General features: G+C 45.4%; 17 protein-coding genes. 10 read left to right on the top strand and 7 right to left on the bottom strand.

Annotated features, from left to right (window positions below):
* The first annotated feature begins 199 nt into the window (after positions 1-199).
* From ACNQO6_RS08695 to ACNQO6_RS08705, 3 genes are all read left to right on the top strand, one after another.
* Entirely contained in the window at positions 200-538 is a 339-nt protein-coding gene (locus tag ACNQO6_RS08695) for a hypothetical protein (RefSeq protein WP_440208729.1), read from the top strand.
* A 67-nt stretch (positions 539-605) separates the two neighbouring features.
* Positions 606-977, top strand: coding sequence for a hypothetical protein (locus tag ACNQO6_RS08700; protein ID WP_440208730.1), 372 nt, complete (start codon positions 606-608; stop codon positions 975-977).
* Positions 978-984: 7 nt separating this feature from the next.
* The gene (locus tag ACNQO6_RS08705; RefSeq protein ID WP_440208731.1) at positions 985-1,296 is read left to right on the top strand and encodes an ankyrin repeat domain-containing protein; all 312 of its coding nucleotides are present in this window, start codon (positions 985-987) and stop codon (positions 1,294-1,296) included.
* 287 nt (positions 1,297-1,583) lie between these two features.
* Here the strand turns inward: ACNQO6_RS08705 and ACNQO6_RS08710 are convergent, their stop codons facing one another.
* Positions 1,584-2,279 (bottom strand): TIGR04219 family outer membrane beta-barrel protein, encoded by a 696-nt coding sequence (locus ACNQO6_RS08710; RefSeq protein ID WP_005228142.1) that lies wholly within the window; start codon positions 2,277-2,279, stop codon positions 1,584-1,586.
* A gap of 132 nt (positions 2,280-2,411) precedes the next feature.
* On the opposite strand from ACNQO6_RS08710, the gene ACNQO6_RS08715 reads away from it, so the two are divergent.
* The 3 genes from ACNQO6_RS08715 (at position 2,412) to ACNQO6_RS08725 (ending at position 5,858) form a co-directional block, all read left to right on the top strand.
* The gene (locus ACNQO6_RS08715; protein ID WP_440208732.1) at positions 2,412-3,854 is read left to right on the top strand and encodes an aldehyde dehydrogenase family protein; all 1,443 of its coding nucleotides are present in this window, start codon (positions 2,412-2,414) and stop codon (positions 3,852-3,854) included.
* 371 nt (positions 3,855-4,225) lie between these two features.
* On the top strand, positions 4,226-5,704 hold the full coding sequence (locus tag ACNQO6_RS08720) for a sodium-dependent transporter (RefSeq protein WP_005228138.1): 1,479 nt from the start codon (positions 4,226-4,228) through the stop codon (positions 5,702-5,704).
* Between the two features lie 10 nt (positions 5,705-5,714).
* The gene (locus ACNQO6_RS08725; RefSeq protein WP_004776428.1) at positions 5,715-5,858 is read left to right on the top strand and encodes a methionine/alanine import family NSS transporter small subunit; all 144 of its coding nucleotides are present in this window, start codon (positions 5,715-5,717) and stop codon (positions 5,856-5,858) included.
* Between the two features lie 51 nt (positions 5,859-5,909).
* Here the strand turns inward: ACNQO6_RS08725 and rsmB are convergent, their stop codons facing one another.
* Positions 5,910-7,208: a 16S rRNA (cytosine(967)-C(5))-methyltransferase RsmB gene (rsmB, locus tag ACNQO6_RS08730; protein ID WP_440208733.1), complete on the bottom strand. Its 1,299-nt coding sequence runs from the start codon at positions 7,206-7,208 to the stop codon at positions 5,910-5,912.
* Complete coding sequence (gene fmt / locus ACNQO6_RS08735; RefSeq protein ID WP_009508832.1) at positions 7,205-8,167, bottom strand: methionyl-tRNA formyltransferase; 963 nt, start codon at positions 8,165-8,167, stop codon at positions 7,205-7,207. The genes rsmB and fmt overlap by 4 nt, the downstream gene beginning before the upstream one ends.
* A 211-nt stretch (positions 8,168-8,378) precedes the next feature.
* Between fmt and ilvD the strand changes: the two genes are divergently transcribed.
* The 3 genes from ilvD (at position 8,379) to ACNQO6_RS08750 (ending at position 12,452) form a co-directional block, all read left to right on the top strand.
* Positions 8,379-10,208: a dihydroxy-acid dehydratase gene (gene ilvD, locus ACNQO6_RS08740; protein WP_047429814.1), complete on the top strand. Its 1,830-nt coding sequence runs from the start codon at positions 8,379-8,381 to the stop codon at positions 10,206-10,208.
* A 143-nt stretch (positions 10,209-10,351) separates the two neighbouring features.
* The gene (locus ACNQO6_RS08745) at positions 10,352-11,641 is read left to right on the top strand and encodes a hypothetical protein (RefSeq protein WP_440208734.1); all 1,290 of its coding nucleotides are present in this window, start codon (positions 10,352-10,354) and stop codon (positions 11,639-11,641) included.
* A gap of 79 nt (positions 11,642-11,720) precedes the next feature.
* Positions 11,721-12,452: a sulfite exporter TauE/SafE family protein gene (locus ACNQO6_RS08750; RefSeq protein WP_440208735.1), complete on the top strand. Its 732-nt coding sequence runs from the start codon at positions 11,721-11,723 to the stop codon at positions 12,450-12,452.
* A 6-nt stretch (positions 12,453-12,458) separates the two neighbouring features.
* Here ACNQO6_RS08750 and ACNQO6_RS08755 read toward each other — a convergent pair whose 3' ends face one another.
* The 4 genes from ACNQO6_RS08755 to ACNQO6_RS08770 all read right to left on the bottom strand — a co-directional run bounded on the left by ACNQO6_RS08755 (position 12,459) and on the right by ACNQO6_RS08770 (position 18,462).
* Positions 12,459-13,355 (bottom strand): LysR family transcriptional regulator, encoded by an 897-nt coding sequence (locus ACNQO6_RS08755; RefSeq protein WP_440208736.1) that lies wholly within the window; start codon positions 13,353-13,355, stop codon positions 12,459-12,461.
* A gap of 110 nt (positions 13,356-13,465) precedes the next feature.
* Complete coding sequence (locus ACNQO6_RS08760; protein WP_032873298.1) at positions 13,466-14,761, bottom strand: solute carrier family 23 protein; 1,296 nt, start codon at positions 14,759-14,761, stop codon at positions 13,466-13,468.
* Positions 14,762-15,071: 310 nt separating this feature from the next.
* Positions 15,072-17,753 (bottom strand): phosphoenolpyruvate carboxylase, encoded by a 2,682-nt coding sequence (gene ppc / locus ACNQO6_RS08765; RefSeq protein WP_440208737.1) that lies wholly within the window; start codon positions 17,751-17,753, stop codon positions 15,072-15,074.
* An 85-nt stretch (positions 17,754-17,838) separates the two neighbouring features.
* Positions 17,839-18,462, bottom strand: coding sequence for a TetR/AcrR family transcriptional regulator (locus tag ACNQO6_RS08770; RefSeq protein WP_038346419.1), 624 nt, complete (start codon positions 18,460-18,462; stop codon positions 17,839-17,841).
* Between the two features lie 151 nt (positions 18,463-18,613).
* Here ACNQO6_RS08770 and ACNQO6_RS08775 point away from each other — a divergent pair, with 151 nt between their 5' ends.
* Positions 18,614-19,714, top strand: a complete 1,101-nt coding sequence (locus ACNQO6_RS08775; protein WP_440208738.1) for an efflux RND transporter periplasmic adaptor subunit — start codon at positions 18,614-18,616, stop codon at positions 19,712-19,714.

A 19,714-nucleotide genomic window follows, 5' to 3' on the forward strand; every position in this document is an offset into this window, starting at 1 on the left:
GATGGTAGTGTGGCACTTGCCATGTGAGAGTAAGTCATCGCCAGCTTTTAAATACAAACACCCCCTAACTAACGTTAGGGGGTGTTTTTTATTGGCGGGGAAAATATTTTGACAGCCTAATGTCCCAATGTTTAAAGGATAAGGATTGTGCTACTTTTATTTCAATTAAATACTGAATTAAAATAATATTCGTGCTGATATGATTGTCTATACACTTTTATCTGCTATTGCCTCTATCTATTTGTGTTTCTTAGTATTGAATCGCCTTAAAGAAAATATAGAGAAACAAGATCAAGTACCGAAAACAATTCGTAAATGGGTTCTCGATAATCCAGAAGGAGAGCTTTATATCGCTTTTATCACATCAGATCAAAAGGTCTGGTCTGCTTGTGGACGATATGCGATGTCTTCCGGTTCAACTAATACGACTTGGTCTGACTTTCTAGCAGGCGATCTAAATGATCTTGTACGAAGAACTATGGGGCAGAAAGTACTTGATGAAATGATTGACTGTCTCAAACAACAAAAAAATGAATAGGATATATAATCAGGCCTCGATCTATCTTAAATTGTTCTGTAAATGAAATGAGCTTTGGTGGAAGGAAGTGAATAGTGATCAGAAATTTGGAGTGGCTTTAGCAAGTAACGTTGTTCAGTATCTAATAAAGCAGACTCAAATTAGTAATTATCATAAAGAATATTGTGGAACTGGATTTTACTTTGATGGGCAAAATATTTTTTATACTCACTTTTTTGATGGGTATCCAGATTTAGAGCACTACCAAAATAGCGAGAACAGATATAGTGGCATCATTCGCATATTCAATGAAATAACGGAGTTTCAAGATTGGTTAGCTAACCAATCAGACAGCAAACTTTCTGGTGCAGAATCTCAAGATGACTTTTATCGTTATAACCAACGTATTACAAGGTTGAAGCTTGAGAAATTAATTTTAGAATCTCAAAAAATTGGATAATTAAATTATGAAACTCAACTATTTCTCTCCACTGCCTGAAGATGATGACGAACTGCATCTGCCTGAGTTGGTGTATTGGGCATCTCTTGGTGATGTAGAACAGGTCGAGCAGTTATTAGCAGAGGGTACTGACCCAAACCAGACCGATGATGACGGCTATAGTGCATTACAGGCTGCTGCTGAGAATGATCATCTAGCGGTCGTGAAGCTGTTAGTGAGCAAGGGGGCGAATGTGGCTTATAAAGGCGAATATACCGCGTTACAGCTTGCAGAAATGGCAGACCATCACGATGTAGTCGCGTATCTCAAAAGTCTTTAAATCGCAGCCAAAAATGATAGATAAAAAGAAGCCCCATCATCCTGACGGGGCTTCTTCATATTTCGCTTATGTCGTTGATATCCTATTAACGACCACGTCCTGTGTGTTTTATTATTCTCAATGAGACTTCCTGTCTCTCTATGATTTATATAATAGGCGAAAAGTTGAGTTCAGCATATTCGCCAATGGCTGCGATCTGTGTACGTTTTGGCGTACATAAATGAGGAAAAGTCATTTCCCATAAAAAACGGAATCATGAAATTCCGTTTTTTTATATTTTTTAGGTCTTAGAAATGAACATCTAGACCAATATAAGGACCTTTAAAGTTAAATTTAAGATCATTCTTTTCATAATCATCTAACTTGATATCCAGAATACGGTAGCCTGCTTTTAGACCAACATCAACCAGTAGATTGTCGATAAAGTTGTATTGCAATTCTGCTTGCGCATCGGTAATTTTAGTATCATTAAAATTGCTATATAAGAGTTCTGCTTTGGCACTTAGACCAGTAAAAGGCAGTTTTACCCCCGCCGATCCATAGATCACCGGTACCGTTTTATCAATATCTGTTTTGCTGATATTCAGGGTTTTGACATCGCCATTTAAGTTAGTTGCACCTAAACCGACATCTGCATTTACAATCGTGTCTAAAATTTCATAGTATAAAATAAAATCGGTATGATCGATGTTGAGGTCGTAAACGGGTTGGCCTGCGACTTTATGATCCGTTTCGGTATTTAAGTTGACATAACGGATTTTTGCATTGGGAATCAGGGGAATTGGATGCTCAACAGCAAGGGATACTTGAGCGGAACCTTTACGTTTAAGATCCTGATCTGGTGCATTGCTTTGGTCTGCCATATTGGCTTCGCCATTGTAATTCCAGTAACTAAGATCACCTTTAACACCAATAACGTCGGCTTGCGCCAGGCCACAAATGCTTGTTCCTAAAGCCAGCATTGATATTTTTAATAATTTCATTGCATTATCCTAATTAATATCGAAAACAGTAATGAATTGTTGTGAATTCACCTATGAATGGGCGAATCATATAGTGATCTGGATAAATATGCAGTAGTCTAATTTTAAATTTTTATAAAGGAATAAATAATAATGACGGATAAACAAAGTGTGGTGGATTATCCGCTTTATGTGGCTGGGAAAGCGGTCACAACAGGACAATGGCTAGAAGTCCATGATAAGTATAATAATACCGTTTATGCACGAGTGGCATTGGCAGATGCCAAAGTGCTTGAAAAAGCCATAGCGGCTTCGGTGAAGGCAGAAGCTGAGATGGCAGCCTTAAAACCGTTTCAAAAACAAAAAATATTACTGCATTGTGTAAAGCGTTTTAATGAACTGCGGGATGAGCTGACCGAGATTCTGATTGCAGAAGGCGGTAAGCCACGGGGGGCAGCAAGTGCTGAAGTAGAACGTTTAATTAATACTTTTCAACTGGCCGCAGATGCGGTGACACAGCTTGATGATGGGCAATTAATTCCTTTGGCGGTGACACCCGCTGCCGCGCATTTTCGTGGCATGGTCAAACATGTGCCGATTGGTGCAGTTTCGTTAATTAGTCCGTTCAATTTCCCTCTCAATCTGGTGGCGCATAAGATTGCACCTGCGATTGCTGCGGGTTGTCCCTTTGTATTAAAGCCGGCAAGTTTTACCCCAATCAGCGCCTTAAAGATTGCGGGCGTATTGGCTGAAACGGATTTACCGAAAGGCGCCTGGTCAATATTGCCCTGTAATCGTGAGGCAGCGGATATTTTAGTGACCGATGACCGCTTTAAACTCCTCAGCTTTACCGGTTCGGATCAGGTCGGTTGGGATATGAAGGCGCGGGCAGGCCGCAAGAAAGTCACACTGGAACTCGGTGGCAATGCCGCAGTCCTGATTGATGCAGATACAACCCTTGATGATGCCTTGATTGATCGCTTGATCAGTGCCGCTTATGGGCATGCAGGGCAGGTCTGTATCAGTGTGCAACGGATTTTAGTACATGCCGATCTTTATGCCGAGCTGAAAAAGAAACTGATGGCCAAACTGAAAAAAATTAAAGCCGACGATCCTGCTTTAAGTACCACATTGGTTGGTCCAATGATTAAGGAAGCAGAAGCATTAAGGCTAAAAAAATGGATTGATAAGGCTGAGAAAAAAGGCGCAAAAGTGCTGCTCGGTGGCAGTTTACAAGGTGTCTTGTTTGAACCGGTGTTATTGGAAAATGTCGATGCCAAGCTGGAAATCTATAAGGATGAAGCGTTTGGTCCCGTGGCCATTTTAGAAAAATTTAAGCAATTTGAGCAGGGCATTGCCACCATTAATCAAAGCCGTTTCGGTTTGCAGGCAGGCGTCTATACGCAAAATCTGAATAACATGCTGTATGCATGGGACCACTTACAGGTGGGTGGTGTCATCATTAATGATGTCCCGACTTTCCGCGTTGACAATATGCCCTATGGTGGAGTCAAAGATTCAGGTTTAGGCCGTGAAGGGATCCATTCCGCCATCCGCGATATGCAGGAACAAAGACTTTTGGCAATTAAACAATAGGGGAGGAAAAGTGTGGTGAGGATTTGGCTTGCCTGTTTTATGTACTTGATTTTTATAGATTGACTGCAAGGTCAAATTTACAGGCAGTTGAAAAATAATCAATTGTTCTGAAAAGTTGATATTTTCTTGCAGAATTTACAGTAAAAAGAAATAAAAACAGGTATTGTTCGGCTATTAAAAGCAGAAAAACAATGCCCAATCTTTAAGGAAGATGGTTTGGTTTTTTGTTTGTTTGGTCTTGAAAATAAGAAGCTCACAAGGTTGAAAGTTCATCCAAACAAAACAAGATTTTTTATGGCATTTTCATGTCTGTTGGATAATAAAAAACTGAAAGCAGCATGGAAGGTCAGCAGGACAATTTTAGGTGTTATATGGCAGATTCTCGTGAAAACTGGACATCACGATCTGGTTTTATTATTGCAGCCGTTGGTTCGGCTGTAGGTTTAGGTAATATCTGGCGGTTCCCGTATGTTGCTTATGAAAATGGCGGCGGAGCGTTCCTTATCCCTTATTTACTGGCGTTGATTACCGCTGGTTTACCTCTTTTATTTTTAGACTATGCAACCGGTCACCGTGCGCGTAACTCTCCACCCAAGGCTTATCGTGCCTTATTCAAAGGTGGTGAGACATTGGGCTGGTGGCAAGTCTGTGTCTGTATCATTATCGGTTTGTATTATGCCAGCGTGTTGACCTGGGCGGGGAGTTATGTGTACTTCTCGATTGGACAGGCATGGGGCAGTGACCCAGAAAGCTTCTTCTTCAATACGTATTTGCAGACCTCGAAAGCAACAGGCTTCGATCTGCAATTTGTAAGTCATCTGTTCTGGCCAATTGTTGGCATCTGGGCACTGACTTTAATCATTCTGTATGGTGGCGTTAAAAAAGGCGTTGAATTATCCAATAAGATTTTCATGCCATTACTCTTCGTTCTATTTACCATTCTGGTGATCCAGTCATTACGTTTACCGGGTGCGGTACAAGGCTTGAATGCATTCTTTACCCCGAACTGGTCAGCCATGATGGATTATAAAGTATGGTTAGCGGCTTATGGACATACCTTCTTCTCACTATCTGTGGGTTTCGGGATCATGGTGACCTATGCTTCTTATCTCAAGCCAAAAACCAACTTAACCGGTTCAGGTCTGATCGTGGGTTTTGCCAATGCATCAACTGAAATTCTGGCGGGTATCGGTATCTTTGCGGCGTTGGGCTTTATGGCGCATGCGGCAGGTAAAGAAGTACACGATGTGGTGAGTGGTGGTATTGGTTTGGCCTTTATTGCCTTCCCGAAAATCATTTCGAGTCTAGGCGCTGGTGCTGACTTATTTGGCTTATTGTTCTTCTCATCACTCTTCGTTGCAGGTATTTCTTCAATGGTGAGTATTCTGGAAGTGCCGATTGCAGCCATGCAGGATAAGTTGAAATGGGGCCGTACCAAAGCTGTAACCATCATCGGTGGTGGTAGTGCACTGGTTTCAGTAATCCTATTCTCAAGCGTGAATGCGATCAAACTGGTGGATATCGTCGATCACTTCATCAATAACATCGGTATTATTGGCGGTGCGTTGATTTCGATTATCAGTATTGCCTGGTTTAAACGTTCTGCCTTGCGTGAACTGCGTGACCATGTGAACCGTATCTCGACGATTCAATTGGGCAAAGGCTGGGATTTCACCTTAACCGTCATTACATCGTTGATCTTGTTAACCACCTTAAGCATGACCGTGTTTAATCTGGTGAAAAACGGTTACGATAGTTATAGCATGAGCTTACAAGGCGTATTTGGATGGGGCAGCGTGATTTTCTGTGCTGTCGTTGCACTTGTACTCAGTAGAATCAAAGATCGCTAGGAGCGCCAATATGAATACTTCAGCAATCGTGATGATGATTATTTCAATGGTATTTTTATGGGGCGGATTGGCTTTATCGATTCTGCATCTGATGAAAAACCCGGAAGAACTTGATGATGTTCTGGAAGAAGTGAAAGATCATCATACGCTTTAAAAAACAGATTCAAAAAAAAGCAGGCCTCAAGCCTGCTTTTTTTATTTTTGATTAAGCTAGTTTTTTAATTCGGCAATAATAGAAACCATCGCCGGATTGCGCCGAAGGGAGCAACTGACGACCATGGGTCTGTTCAATGCCCCAGTCCGCATCAATTTTGATTTCTTCAGCATCGGCATGTTCAGCAAAGAAAGCCGCCATTTGTTGCTCATTTTCAGCTTTGAGAATCGAGCAGGTGATATACAGTAAGGTGCCGCCCACTTTGAGTTGTTGCCACATCTGCTGCAAAATCTGGTGCTGTAAGGCCACCGTTTGCGCGATATCGGTTGATTGTCTTAACAGACGAATATCGGGGTGACGGCGAATCACACCTGTTGCAGAACAAGGCGCATCCAGCACGATACAATCGACGGGTTCTGGGGCCTGCCAAGTCGTCGCATCAGCGGTCACAATCTCAACATTGTTCTGGCCGAGGTCAAGACGTTCCAGATTTTCAGACACACGTAATAAACGTTTGGCATCATGATCCAGCGCAATCAGTCTTTGAGGATTAAAGCGCTCAAGAATGTGGGCGGTTTTGCCGCCGGGTGCAGCACAGGCATCGACAACAACTTTGTTATCTAAGTTGGGTAACAGCGTCGCGCACAATTGTGCATGTTCGTCCTGAACAGAAAAACCGCCTGCTTCGAAACCGGGTAAATGGGTAATATTGCCCGTTTGCTCCAGAACAATACCCACATCTGAAAACGTGCAAGGACGGGCATCAATCTGTTCTTCATCTAAAATATCTAGATATTCGTTACGACTGACTTGGCGTTCATTGACGCGTAGGGTCAGTGGTGCGACTTGTTTTAAGGCTTGGCATAGAGACTCTGCTTGCTCAGGCCAATCTTTTTTAAGTCGCTTGAATAACCAGCTTGGTAAGCCATGCGTATGATTCAACGCGGTTTCAAATTCAGCTGTTTCACGTGAAACACGACGCAGGATCGCATTCACCAAACCACTCATTGGCTCAAAACCGAGTTGCTTAGCCGCATTTACCGTTTCTGAAATCGCAGCATGCACAGGAATACGCGTACATAAAATTTGATATAAACCAAGATATAAACAACTTTCTAGCGCTTCATTGTCTAATGGTTTTGTCAGCAAGGGTAGGGTAATGGCTTTTAAAGAAAACCATTGACGTAAACAGCCTAAAGTCAGTTCGTGATATAAACCACGGTCACGTTCAGAAACGATATTGATATGTTGATTCAGAACAGAAGACAAAGATTGCCCATTTTGAACGGCCAAAAGTGTTTTGACCACTTGTGCACGCAGATTCAAATTTTTTGTAGATGACTGGCTCATGGGAGAATTTGTCCAATATGTAATTTTTGGGTTTGGGCAATTTGTACAGGATTGAGGGCTTTAGCACCTGGCCATTGCAGACTGGTCAGGCACACCGCGGTATTGTCGCCACACGCCACATGTACGCCTTGTTTATCGATCGCCAGGATTTCGCCGCTTTGAGCATCTGCTTTTTGATGCTGAGAAAGCATTGAACCCCACACACGTAAGGCATTGCTTTCATCCAGTTGAATAAATGCCACTGGCCACGGATTGAAGGCACGGATATTACGGTCGATTTGTACCGCATTCTGGCTCCAGTCAATACGTGCTTCTGCTTTGACCAGTTTATGGGCATAGACGGTCAGGGCTTCATCTTGTACTTCTCGCTTTTCAATAAAATCCTGCAAACTTTGCTCTGATTCAAGCACGGTACAAATCGCTTCGGCACCTTGATCGGCCAGTTTATCGTGCAAGCTGGCAGAGGTATCTTCTGCTGTGATTGGACAGTAAGTTTTATACATCATGTCGCCCGTATCCAGACCCGCCGCCATTTGCATGATGGTGATGCCTGTTTCTGCATCACCTGTGGCAATGGCACGTTGGATTGGTGCGGCCCCCCGCCAGCGTGGCAGTAATGAACCGTGGATATTTAAACAGCCATATTTCGGCGTATCTAACACCGCTTGTGGCAAGATCAGGCCATAGGCTGCAACCACCATCACATCGGCACCCAGGTCTGCCAGTTGTTGTCGGGCTGCCAGACCTTCCTCTGTCGATGCTTTAAAATTCAGAGGCTGATACACCGGTAAACCGTGCTCAAGTGCCAATTGTTTCACAGGGGAAGGCGTTAATTTTTGCCCACGGCCGGCTTTACGGTCAGGTTGGGTATAAACCGCAATGATCTGGTGTGATGTTTTTAATAATGCCGCCAATGCGGTTGCCGCAAATTCAGGCGTACCAGCAAAAATGATTTTCACAAAGACAATCCAACTAAAACTTGCTGCAAATTATAAGCGAAAAAGTGATGAGTCCCTAATCAGACGGCTTGAATTGCTTTTGTACAAAAAAAGATAGGCCTATTGGTCATCTGTTAAACGATAACTTGTAGTATGATGCAGAAAGCTCAGTATCATTTCGCCAGAGAGAATGTCCTATTCGTCTCGAGCACAAACTTGTTGGGAATACAAAATGCCTGATTATCGTTCAAAAACATCAACACATGGAAGAAATATGGCGGGCGCGCGTGGTTTATGGCGTGCGACCGGTATGAAAGATGAAGATTTTGGCAAGCCTATTATTGCGGTGGTCAACTCATTTACCCAGTTTGTTCCGGGTCACGTGCATCTCAAAGATTTAGGTCAACTTGTTGCGAGAGAAATTGAAGCGTCTGGTGGTGTGGCAAAAGAATTTAATACCATTGCCGTTGATGACGGGATTGCCATGGGCCATGACGGCATGCTGTATTCACTGCCATCACGTGATTTGATCGCCGACTCGGTGGAATACATGGTCAATGCCCATTGTGCCGATGCCATGGTCTGTATTTCAAACTGTGACAAGATCACCCCGGGAATGCTGATGGCAGCAATGCGCCTGAATATTCCGGTAGTGTTCGTGTCTGGCGGACCAATGGAAGCGGGTAAGGTGAAGTTCCGTGGTGATGAAAAAGCCATTGATCTGGTTGATGCCATGGTGGTTGCAGCCGATGAAAGCTATACCGATGAAGAAGTACAGGCTTTTGAACGTTCGGCATGTCCAACCTGTGGTTCATGTTCAGGCATGTTCACCGCGAACTCGATGAACTGCTTAACCGAAGCATTGGGTCTCTCTTTACCGGGGAATGGTTCAATCGTGGCAACCCATGCCAATCGTGAGAAACTATTCTTAAAAGCGGGTCGTTTGGTGGTTGAACTGGCGAAACGTTATTACGAACAGAATGATGACAGCATTTTGCCACGTTCAATTGCAACCAAGGCGGCGTTTGAAAATGCCATGACACTGGATATTGCAATGGGCGGTTCAACCAATACCGTATTGCATTTGCTTGCAGCGGCGCACGAAGCCGAAGTTGATTTCACCATGGATGATATTGACCGTTTGTCTCGTCAGGTTCCGGTATTGTCAAAAGTTGCACCGGCAAAACAAGACGTGCATATGGAAGATGTACACCGTGCGGGTGGAATTATGGCGATCTTGGGTGAGCTGGATCGTGCCAACTTGCTGAATACGTCATGCCCAACCGTGCATGAACCAACGTTAAAACATGCTTTGGACAAGTGGGATATTATCCGTACCGAAGATGCTGACGTTTACGAATTCTATCGTTCATCACCGGGTGGGATTCCAACGCAGGTGGCGTTCTCGCAAAATCGTTACTACTCAACCTTAGATGGTGACCGTGAAAAAGGCGTGATTCGTAATGCTGAACATGCTTTCTCTAAAGATGGCGGTCTGGCGGTGCTTTACGGCAACATCGCATTAGATGGCTGTATCGTAAAAACCGCAGGTGTGGATGAATCCATCCTGAAATTCACCGGTACAGCACGCGTGTTTGAAAGTCAGGATGCAGCAGTTGAAGCCATTCTGGATCACAAAATTGTGGCGGGCGATATCGTAGTGATTCGTTATGAAGGCCCACGTGGCGGACCGGGTATGCAGGAAATGTTGTATCCAACCAGTTACCTGAAATCCAAAGGTTTAGGTAAAGACTGTGCCTTGATTACCGATGGACGTTTCTCAGGTGGTTCTTCAGGCCTGTCGATTGGTCACGTGTCTCCAGAAGCTGCAGAAGGCGGAGCAATTGGTCTGGTTGAAGATGGTGATACCATTCAGATTGATATTCCAAACCGTACCATTCACTTGGATATTGATGATGCCACCATGGCGCATCGCCGTACGGTTCAGGACGCCAAAGGCTGGCATCCTGCGGAAGAGCGTAAACGTAAAGTATCTAAATCATTGAAGATTTACGCAATGCATTCGACCAGTGCAGCTAAAGGCGCAGTACGAGTTTTGTAATCCCTTTGAGTCCCTCTTTCAATTAAGGGGGACTTTTGTCTCATTTTATAAGATACTGAACATACTTATTGGCTCACCTGTTCTGGCTCAGGTTTGAGTAACTTTATCCATTTTGCATTTTATGACCATTAGAGGCTATCGACATGTCTTTGTTACGTCGTTGGTTTGATCCCATACGATCGAGTTGGTTCTATCAGAAACCTTCTCGTCAGGCGGAATTACCTACGGAACAGGGTTTAAGTATTTACCTGCGTCTAGACGATGTTTATAGCTATCTGGCAGTGCAAGAGCTGGATCAGCTCAATGAGATCCTCAGTGATGAGCTCAAACCGCTAAAAGTCATTATTTCGAGGCAAGACGCCGAGCCTCCGAATGGCATGTCCAAGCAAGACTGGCAAAGCTATTGCTTAAATGATGCCAAAATCCTGGCCAAGCAGCATCGTTTTGGTTTTGATGAAACCCCAGAAATACCGAGTGCAGAAGCATTACAACAAGCAGAAACAATTCTAAGAAATACCCCGCTCAGAGAACAAAACTTTTTACATTTGCTCGAAGATGTCTTCCACATGTTGTGGCAGCAGCAATACGGTAAATTACGTACCTTATATGCAATGGCCTCCCAGCATCAGAAACCCCAAGATTATCCTGAACGTATTTTCAAAGACGTGCCTGTGATCGCCAGTTATTTTGAATTTGGTGAACGAAAATATCAGGCGGTTGATGACTTGTTACGTCTGACACGCCGTTTAAAACAGCAGAAACTCCTGACTGGGAATCCAATTTTCCTGATCAATCATATCGAGTGGCGTGAGCATCTCATTAATGATGCCGAGGCATTGGCCGAAGTCCAAGCCTTGCATCCGGAACTGGATCTGTATATCGCGCTTGAAGACCCGATGAGCTGGTTATTATTGGCGTATATTCAGGAAGAACTGGCCAATTATTATAATATCCAGCTGAAGGTGTATCCGCTGAGTTATCACGGTCGTGACTGGTTTGACTGGGGGCTGGCAACTCGTGTTTCCAAGCGAACCCAGGTCGCATTTACACCATTTTGTCGTCCGACCAGAGAAGCCACCTATGAAATGGCACGACTGTTTTACAGTGTGCCTGAAGAGCAGCAAGTGGATTGTATGCATGAAATTCTGGAAGCGGTCTGGACACAGGGCAAAGACCTGTCCTTTAAAGCCCATTTTCAACGGATGCAGAGACGTCTGGACATTGCGCAGCTCACTGAACAGGATATCGAAGCACAGTTAAAGCAAAATGATGAATGGTGCCAGCAGAAGCATCAGCCTGATTTCCCGGTATTGGAGTTACGGATTGATGGACATAGCTATGTCTTCAATAGCCTGTATCGGGTCTGGATGATTGAAAGCATTCTCAGTAACGTACTGGAAGAAAAATATAAAATGGCCTCAACTTTTGATTGAGGCCCTCTCCCAAAAATAAGAATAGGGCAAGTCACGGTTTTTCCGTAGCATAGCTTCGATGCAAAATCGGAGTTAAAGCGTGACTTTTCTAGCCATCATTATCGGGGTCTTTGCCTTTGCCGGCATGATTAAAGGCATGATCGGACTGGGCCTTCCCGCGGTCTCCATGGGACTGCTGACCATTGCCATGAGTCCGTTTCAGGCTGCGTCTTTATTGATTGTGCCGTCGATGGTCACCAATATCTGGCAACTGTTTGCCGAAGGTCGGGTCTGGGCCTTTATTCGCCGTTTTTGGACCCTGCTGGCTGGAATTATCGCCGGTTCGATCTGGAGCTTTTTACCGACTTTAAGCGAGAGTCATGGGCACAGCAGTGAGATTTTATTGGGCTGTATGTTGGCGTTATATGGACTGTATGGCCTCTGTGTGAAAAGACTACCTCATCTGGCTCAGCATGAGCGCTGGTTGTCGCCTATTGTCGGTTATATCGGCGGTGCAGTGACCGTTGCCACAGGGGTGGTGATTATTCCGGTGGTGCCGTATTTACAGTCCCTACATTTGAAACGGGATGAACTGGTACAGGCTTTAGGTTTGACCTTTACCGTTTCCACCTTCTGTTTGGCTTTTTTCCTGCATCACAATCCGATGGCTGGAGTCACGCTGGATTATCGACTGTCTGCGGTAGCTTTAGTTGCTGCTTTATTTGGAATGGGGCTGGGTAAAAAAATCCGTTATCAACTTAACGAGCAACGTTTTCGCCGTTTATTTTTTATGGGCTTAATGGCCTTAGGCCTATATATGATTGCGCATTAAGGGCATTCAGCAACATGGGCGATGTTGCATTAAAAACTCAGCAAACTGTTGATAAGCATGCGGGAGTTGAGCGAAATCCTGTGCCGCTAACAGCAGTTTACGGTTGGCCCAGGCGCCATGTAATTGTACTGCATAAAAATCATAATCTGGCTGTAAACGCTGTGCCGCACGCGCGGGCATTATCGCAATACCGACCCCTTTGGCGACAACCTCGGCAATGGCAGAAAAGTTGGGTAAGCGTAGCCGATACTGGATATTGAAGCCCAAGAGCTTGGCTTGCGTTTCAATCGATTGCTGCAAAGAGTGATGGGGCATCAGGCCAATAAAACCATAAGCTAAGGCATCGACCAGATTCAGCTGTGTTTGCCGGGTCAAGGCATGATGAGTGGGACAGATCAGCACCAATGGATCACTGGCAAACTCCCGTGTTTGTAAATGACGCGTATCAAAGAAGCTGGAGACCAGTCCTAGACGTGCCACACCTTGAGTCAAGGCTTCAACGATTTCAGAACTTTCTGCTTCATGTAGGTCCAGATTGATCTCGGGATGTAGCATCAGATAGTGCGGTAACAGCGGTGGTAAATATTCACTCTGTGCAGACGAATTACACCATAAAGTTAATGATTCAGGTGCCGTGGGCCGAAAGCGTTGCATGTCCTGTTCAAGCAGATCTTTTTGCTGCATCAGCCGTCGGGCATGTTCAGCCAGAGCATGGCCCGCAGTGGTCAGCTCAACACCTGAGGCCTGTCGAATAAATAACGGTGTTGCAAAATAGTGTTCGAGTTTTTTAATTCGTTCGCTGGCGGCTTGCAGGGAAATGGCAGAAAGCTCGGCGCCCTTGGTCAGGCTACCTGTCGAAACAATATGCAGAAGCAGTTGTAAATCAAAGAAATCGAAACGCATGAGCGGAACGTATTGAAATATAAACAACCATCATACTAAAAGTAAGCAAGATAAAGATAGGGGAGCTGTTCAAGACGAAAAAAAGGCAGCTTGCACTGCCTTGAAGATTTTTAGTTTTTATCTTTTAAACCGAACAGCAGGTTTAGGAAAATTGCTGCAAAAGTTGCCGTCCCGATACCACCGAGATTGAAGCTACCAAATAACAATTCAAAGTTACCCGCCCCTAAAATAATAGTCACTGAAGCCACGATCAGGTTTTTATTGTTCGAGAAGTCGACTTTATTTTCGATCCAGATTTTTGCACCGGCAATGGTGATCAGACCAAACACCACAATAGATGCACCAGTGAGTACTGCATTGGGAATGGTACTAATGACGGCACCAAACTTAGGTGAAAGACCGAGGATAATGGCAAAGAGACCTGCAATCACAAACACCAGTGTTGAGTAAACGCGGGTAACCGCCATCACTCCGATATTTTCACCATAAGTGGTCATACCGGGTGCACCCACACCGCCGGATAAGGTGGTTGCGACACCATCTGCAACAAAGGCTTTACCCAGTTGTGGCGTGAGGTTTTCACCTGTCATTGCGCCAACAGCCTTGATATGACCCAGGTTTTCTGCCACGAGAATCAGGGCCACAGGGGCAATGATCAGAATGGCATTCAAATCAAAAGTTGGATGCGAGAAGCTTGGGACACCAAACCATGGCGCCGCTGAGATTTGCGAGAAATCAATCGGCTTGCCATAACCCAGACCATTACTGGCAATGGCATAAATGGCATAGGCAATTAAAAGGCCAATCAAGAGCAATAAACGTTGTAACAGGCCTTTGGTAAAGACCGCAATGATGCCCATGCTGAGGACCGTAGTTAATGCCATCCACATTTCAAAAGGCTGACCCGCAACCCCTTTAATGGTTACAGGTGCAAGATTAAGACCAATGATCATCACGATTGCACCGGTGACCACCGGTGGCATCAGTTTTTCGATCCAGCGGGTTCCTGTCAGCATCACCGCAAAGCCGATCAGGGCATACACGATACCGCAGACCACAATCCCGCCCAGTGCGACGGACAGGTTGGGATTCGCACCTGAACCGGTAATATGACCCGTTGCTGCTGCCACCACGCCAATAAACGCAAAACTTGAGCCTAAATAACTCGGAACTCGTCCACCTGTCATAAAGAAAAACAGGATGGTACAGATCCCTGACATTAAAATGGCAAGGTTCGGGCTAAAACCCATCAGTAAAGGTGCAAGTACGGTTGAGCCGAACATGGCAAATGCGTGTTGAACCCCCAGCACCGCGCTTTGTAAGGGCGGTAAATATTCATTGGTCGCAACAGGGCGATGATCGACCGTCCCCTGATACGGCTGCCATTTTGGAAACCAACTGGACATAAATTAGACTCATTATGTGATATCAGCGCGTATGATACCCTGTCTTAAAACGAGCTTTCACCTATAAGTCCTTGAGAGGATTGCAAGAACAGGCATTAAGGTTTGGTATTTTTACCTTTTGGTAAAATTTGTTTCAAAATAAGCTAGTGGAATTATTATTTATTTTGTCTGGACAATTTAAAAAATTAACTCTTTTATTTTTAAAATAATTTTAAAAACTTTTTCAATTTTTTTTATCGCAATGGCATATTTTGCCAAACTGGTCATCAACAGAAACGATTTCTGCTGATGACCATCTGAAAAATGGCACTTAGCCCGTGTTACGTAAGCCCGCTGCAATACCCGCAATGCTGACCATCAAGGCATGATCCACTGGACTATGTTCGGTTTGATGCTCTGCCAGATACAGGCGACGTCGTTTCATCAACTCGGCCTGTAATAAATGCAAAGGTAATAAATACGGTTTACGTACCTGCATCGATTGATCCAGTACCTCATTATTGCTCAGCAGTTTAGATTCACCTTTCAGGCTCAGCAGGGTATCGACTGCATTTTGCAGACGTTGGCGCAACTCGACACCAAGCACTTTTAAGTCCTGATCCTGAGTCAGATGCGATTCATAATACAGCGCGATATTGGCATCGGATTTGGACAGTACCATTTCCAGCATATCAATCAGCGTCTGGAAATAAGGCCATTGTTCCAGCATCTCATCCAGCGTGTTTTTGTGTTGTCCATGCACCTGATTGATGGCCGTGCCTGTGCCCAGCCATGCTGGCAGCATCAGGCGAATCTGGGTCCATGCAAAGACCCAAGGAATGGCACGCAGCGACTCAATCCCGCCACTGACTTTACGTTTGGCTGGGCGAGAACCCAGCGGCAGCATCTGTAATTCCAGCTCAGGGGTAACAGTACGTAGATAGCTGACAAAATTTGGATTTTCACGCACGGTTTGACGATAAACCTGTACTGATAACTCGGTCATCTGGTTCATCAGGTTACGCCATTGCTGTTTCGGTTCAGGTGGCGGTAACAAGGTTGCTTCCAGAGTCGCTGCAGTATAGATTTCCAGATTTTGCAGGGCGATCCCTTCCAGACCGAATTTAAAGCGAATCATCTCACCTTGCTCGGTGACACGGATTGCACCTGAAATTGAACCCGGTGGTTGCGAGAACAGTGCTTGCTGTGTCGGTGCACCGCCACGGCTAATTGAACCGCCACGACCATGGAATAAGGTCAATTGCACCCCATGCTGCTGGGCAATCGCGGTCAGTTCTTCCTGAGCACGATATTGTGCCCAGTTGGCCGACATAAAGCCTGCATCCTTGGCGGAGTCCGAGTAGCCAATCATCACTTCATGTTTGCCTTGAATATGCTGTTTATACCAATGCATATTGAACAGGGTATTCATGGTTTTGGCGGCGCCGTCGAGATCCTTCAAGGTCTCAAATAAAGGCACTACACGTAGCGGTTGCTGGATACCTGCTTCTTTTTGCAGTAACAATACTGCGAGAACATCACTTGGATATTCCGCCATGGAGATAATATAGGCACCCAGACTCTCAGGTGGCTGTTCGGCCAAGGTACGCATGGTGGCAAACACTTCCAGTACATCGGAATGCTGAATCAGGCTGCCTTCAGGCTCATTAAAAAACTTTGGCAGTAAGGGACGCTTACTTTGCAGTTCCTGAATCAGGAAGTTCTGGCGGGCCTGCTCGGTCCAGGATTCAAAATTACCCAGCCCCAGATATTCGGTAATCGCGGAAATGGCTTGGCGATGGCGACCTGATTCCTGACGGATATCCAGTTTGAGCAGCTCAATACCGAAACAGTTGACCCGATAAATAAAGTCGAGTAATTGTCCGTTGGCGATCTCAGCCAGATTACAATCCATCAGTGAGCGGTAGCACAGCAGTAGCGGCGCCAACAATTCATCTTTGGTTCTGATGATGTTGCTGTCATCGGCATCTGTGCCTTGCAGGCGATGGGCCAGCCATGAGCGGGTGGCTTTTAAACGTTCACGGGTTTCGCGTAAATATTCACGATAGGGTTCCGGATGCGCATAGCCCAATGCCTGAGTCATTTCAGCGGAACAGCTTTGAATCGACAATTCCCAACGCAGATTTTCGATATCACGCAGGTACAGATCAGCTGCTTGCCAACGCGATAACCACAGGACTTCTTGCGTGACTTGATGGGTCACATTCGGGTTGCCATCCCGGTCTCCGCCCATCCATGAAGCAAAGCGGATCGGTGCAACATTGAGCGGCAGACTTTGTTCACAATGCTGCTGGGTCAGTTCATTCAGTTCACGGACAAATTTAGGGACCGCATTCCAGAGTGATTGCTCAATCGTGGCAAAGCCCCATTTGGCTTCATCGACTGGGGTTGGACGATGTTGGCGGATTTCATCGGTCTGCCAGGCTGAACTGATCAATTGCTTGAGGGTGGCAATGGTTTGCTGGCGTTCTTTCGGGGTCAGCTTTTGCTGATCTAATTGGGAAAGGCAATCGGTAATATCGTCATATTTTTGAATTAAGGTACGACGGCTGACTTCGGTTGGATGAGCCGTCAGCACCAGTTCAATTTTTAAATCACAGATTTGCTGAAACAGTTGTTGGGCATTGATTTGCTGGTTGTTGAATTTTTCAAACAGATGCGGCAGCGGATTCGGGCTGGGTGCCTGTTCATCAAACTCGGCCTGACGGCGGCTGCGCACCACATGGTATTGTTCTGCAATATTGGCAAAGTTGAGAAAATGCGAGAAAGCCCGGGTCAGCGGCAGAATCTCTTCATCTTTTAAACCGAGAAACAATTGTTCGAGCTGTTTTTCTGCTTCGATCTGGCCGTCACGGGCGCCTTTGGCCAATGCACGAATTTGTTCAATCTGATTAAACAAATCTTGCCCAGCATGTTGCTTTAAGGTCTCACCGAGTAAATTGCCGAGTAAGCGGACATCTTCACGTAATGGGGCAGTGATTTGCTGGATCATTTTGTTTCTCCTGATGTTCTCGTTCGACTATAGCGCGATTGAGCGACAATCCAAGAGCAGAACGTAAAAAAAATGTGAAAATTCTCTAAACTTTAGTCTGATATTTCAGTAAAAAAATCTCGATGGCCTGTTCAATCACCTGATCGGTTTCTGTGGCGGTGGGAACCGGAGCCAAACCCAGCAATACCTGCTGATGGCGGATTCCGAGCATGAGCGAGATGATCAGTTCGGTTTGCTTGAGCGGCTCATCGGCCTGAATGAACTTGAAGGCAATGGCCTGGGCAAAGAAATCGCACCAGACATGGCTCATGCGGGTATGCGAGGCATCAAAAAACTGCCGGGTCAGGGGACTTTGTTCTGCGGCCAGTTCAAACAGCAAACAGTCCAGTTTCAGCGCTTCTGGAAGATAAATAATACTTAAAGCGCGCTGGCACATCAGACGCAATGCCTGTTTAAAATCAGAATCTGCCGTCAGTTGGAACTGCTTGGCCCGAATCGATTCTTCACAGCTTTCTTCAATTGCACACATGAACAGGTTGTTTTTATCCTGAAAATGGTTATACACCGTGAGTTTGGTGACACCTGCTTCCTTGGCAATCTGGTTCATGTTGGTGGCGTGGTAACCCATTTTTAAAAAAATAGATTTTGCGGCCTGTAATATTCTGGCTCTTTTTTCTAGATCTTTGGGGCGGCCACTGTGTGTTTGCACGTTATCTTTCTCTTTTAATCAATTTAAAAATCAGAGGGATCAGTTTATTTTTTAATTAATGTACTTGCGGGTATATTAATTAAAAAATAAACAATTTATGATAATGCCCATATCACGCCTTAAAAATCAATTTGAATAAGAGCGCCATTGGATGAATCAGATCAATCGTATCATATTGGGCTTAGTCGTTGTCAGTAGCATCGTGCTCAGTGCCTGCCAGAAGGAAACTGCAAAGACTGAGGAAATTCCTTATGTCATGGTGGCCCAGCCGAGTGGTCAGCATGTCGAGCAAAAAAGTTATGCCGGGGATGTTCAGGCCAGACAGCAAACCGCTTTGGCCTTCCGTGTCGGGGGACAGGTGACTGAACGCTATGTCGATGTCGGAGATCGGGTCAAAGTTGGACAGGTGCTGGCGAAACTGGATGTCAAAGATGCGCAATTGCAAATGAATGCGGCCAAGGCACAGTTACAAAGTGCACAGGCCGCTGCAAAAATTGCTGCAGAAGAATATCAGCGTTATCAGCAGTTATTACCAGTCAATGCAGTGAGCCGTTCGCAATTTGATGCGGTCAAAAATCAGTATGAATCCGCTCAGGCAAGCTTGCAGCAGGCGCGTTCTAACTATGAAGTATCCTCCAACCAGACCGGTTATAACCAGCTGATCTCGAATAAAAACGGGGTGATTACCCAGCGTCAGATCGAGATTGGGCAGGTGATTGCCGCAGGACAGGCCGCTTACCAGTTAGCCATTGATGGTGAACGTGAGGTGGTGTTTGGTGTACCTGAACAGGCGGTCAGCAGCATTAAAGTGGGGCAATCCGCATGGGTCACCTTGTGGTCGCAACCTGAAGCACGTTTTGCTGCCAGAGTGCGTGAGGTTTCGCCTGCAGCCGACCAGTCCCGGACATTTACCGTGAAAGTATCTTTGCTGGAAGGGCAGTCCGCTATCCAGCTGGGACAAAGTGCGCGGGTGTTCTTTGTGACACAGGACAAGAATGTGCTGAGCGTACCGTTATCCAGTGTCACGGCCAATGATCAGCAAGCCTATGTCTGGGTGGTCAATGCCGACCAGACCATACGCAAAGTTCCTGTAACGCTGGGTATGTATGGACGTGATAGTGTGCCTGTACTGACAGGCTTAAAAGCCTCCGACTGGGTGGTGGTCGGTGGTGTGCACCTGTTGCGCGAGCAGCAAAAGATTCATCCCGTCGATCGCGATAACCGTGATATACGCGTTCAAACCGGAGGTTAA

It is taken from the genome of Acinetobacter calcoaceticus, assembly GCF_051947995.1.
Taxonomy (GTDB): domain Bacteria; phylum Pseudomonadota; class Gammaproteobacteria; order Pseudomonadales; family Moraxellaceae; genus Acinetobacter.

Bases quoted from the DNA above. Each gene is read 5' to 3' on its own strand.
- ACNQO6_RS08760 (WP_032873298.1), bottom strand. From the start codon at position 14,761: ATGTCCAGTTGGTTTCCAAAATGGCAGCCGTATCAGGGGACGGTCGAT.
- ACNQO6_RS08710 (WP_005228142.1), bottom strand. From the start codon at position 2,279: ATGAAATTATTAAAAATATCAATGCTGGCTTTAGGAACAAGCATTTGT.
- ilvD (WP_047429814.1), top strand. From the start codon at position 8,379: ATGCCTGATTATCGTTCAAAAACATCAACACATGGAAGAAATATGGCG.
- ACNQO6_RS08705 (WP_440208731.1), top strand. From the start codon at position 985: ATGAAACTCAACTATTTCTCTCCACTGCCTGAAGATGATGACGAACTG.
- ACNQO6_RS08745 (WP_440208734.1), top strand. From the start codon at position 10,352: ATGTCTTTGTTACGTCGTTGGTTTGATCCCATACGATCGAGTTGGTTC.
- rsmB (WP_440208733.1), bottom strand. From the start codon at position 7,208: ATGAGCCAGTCATCTACAAAAAATTTGAATCTGCGTGCACAAGTGGTC.
- ACNQO6_RS08725 (WP_004776428.1), top strand. From the start codon at position 5,715: ATGAATACTTCAGCAATCGTGATGATGATTATTTCAATGGTATTTTTA.
- ppc (WP_440208737.1), bottom strand. From the start codon at position 17,753: ATGATCCAGCAAATCACTGCCCCATTACGTGAAGATGTCCGCTTACTC.
- ACNQO6_RS08775 (WP_440208738.1), top strand. From the start codon at position 18,614: ATGAATCAGATCAATCGTATCATATTGGGCTTAGTCGTTGTCAGTAGC.
- ACNQO6_RS08695 (WP_440208729.1), top strand. From the start codon at position 200: ATGATTGTCTATACACTTTTATCTGCTATTGCCTCTATCTATTTGTGT.
- ACNQO6_RS08715 (WP_440208732.1), top strand. From the start codon at position 2,412: ATGACGGATAAACAAAGTGTGGTGGATTATCCGCTTTATGTGGCTGGG.
- ACNQO6_RS08720 (WP_005228138.1), top strand. From the start codon at position 4,226: ATGGCAGATTCTCGTGAAAACTGGACATCACGATCTGGTTTTATTATT.
- ACNQO6_RS08755 (WP_440208736.1), bottom strand. From the start codon at position 13,355: ATGCGTTTCGATTTCTTTGATTTACAACTGCTTCTGCATATTGTTTCG.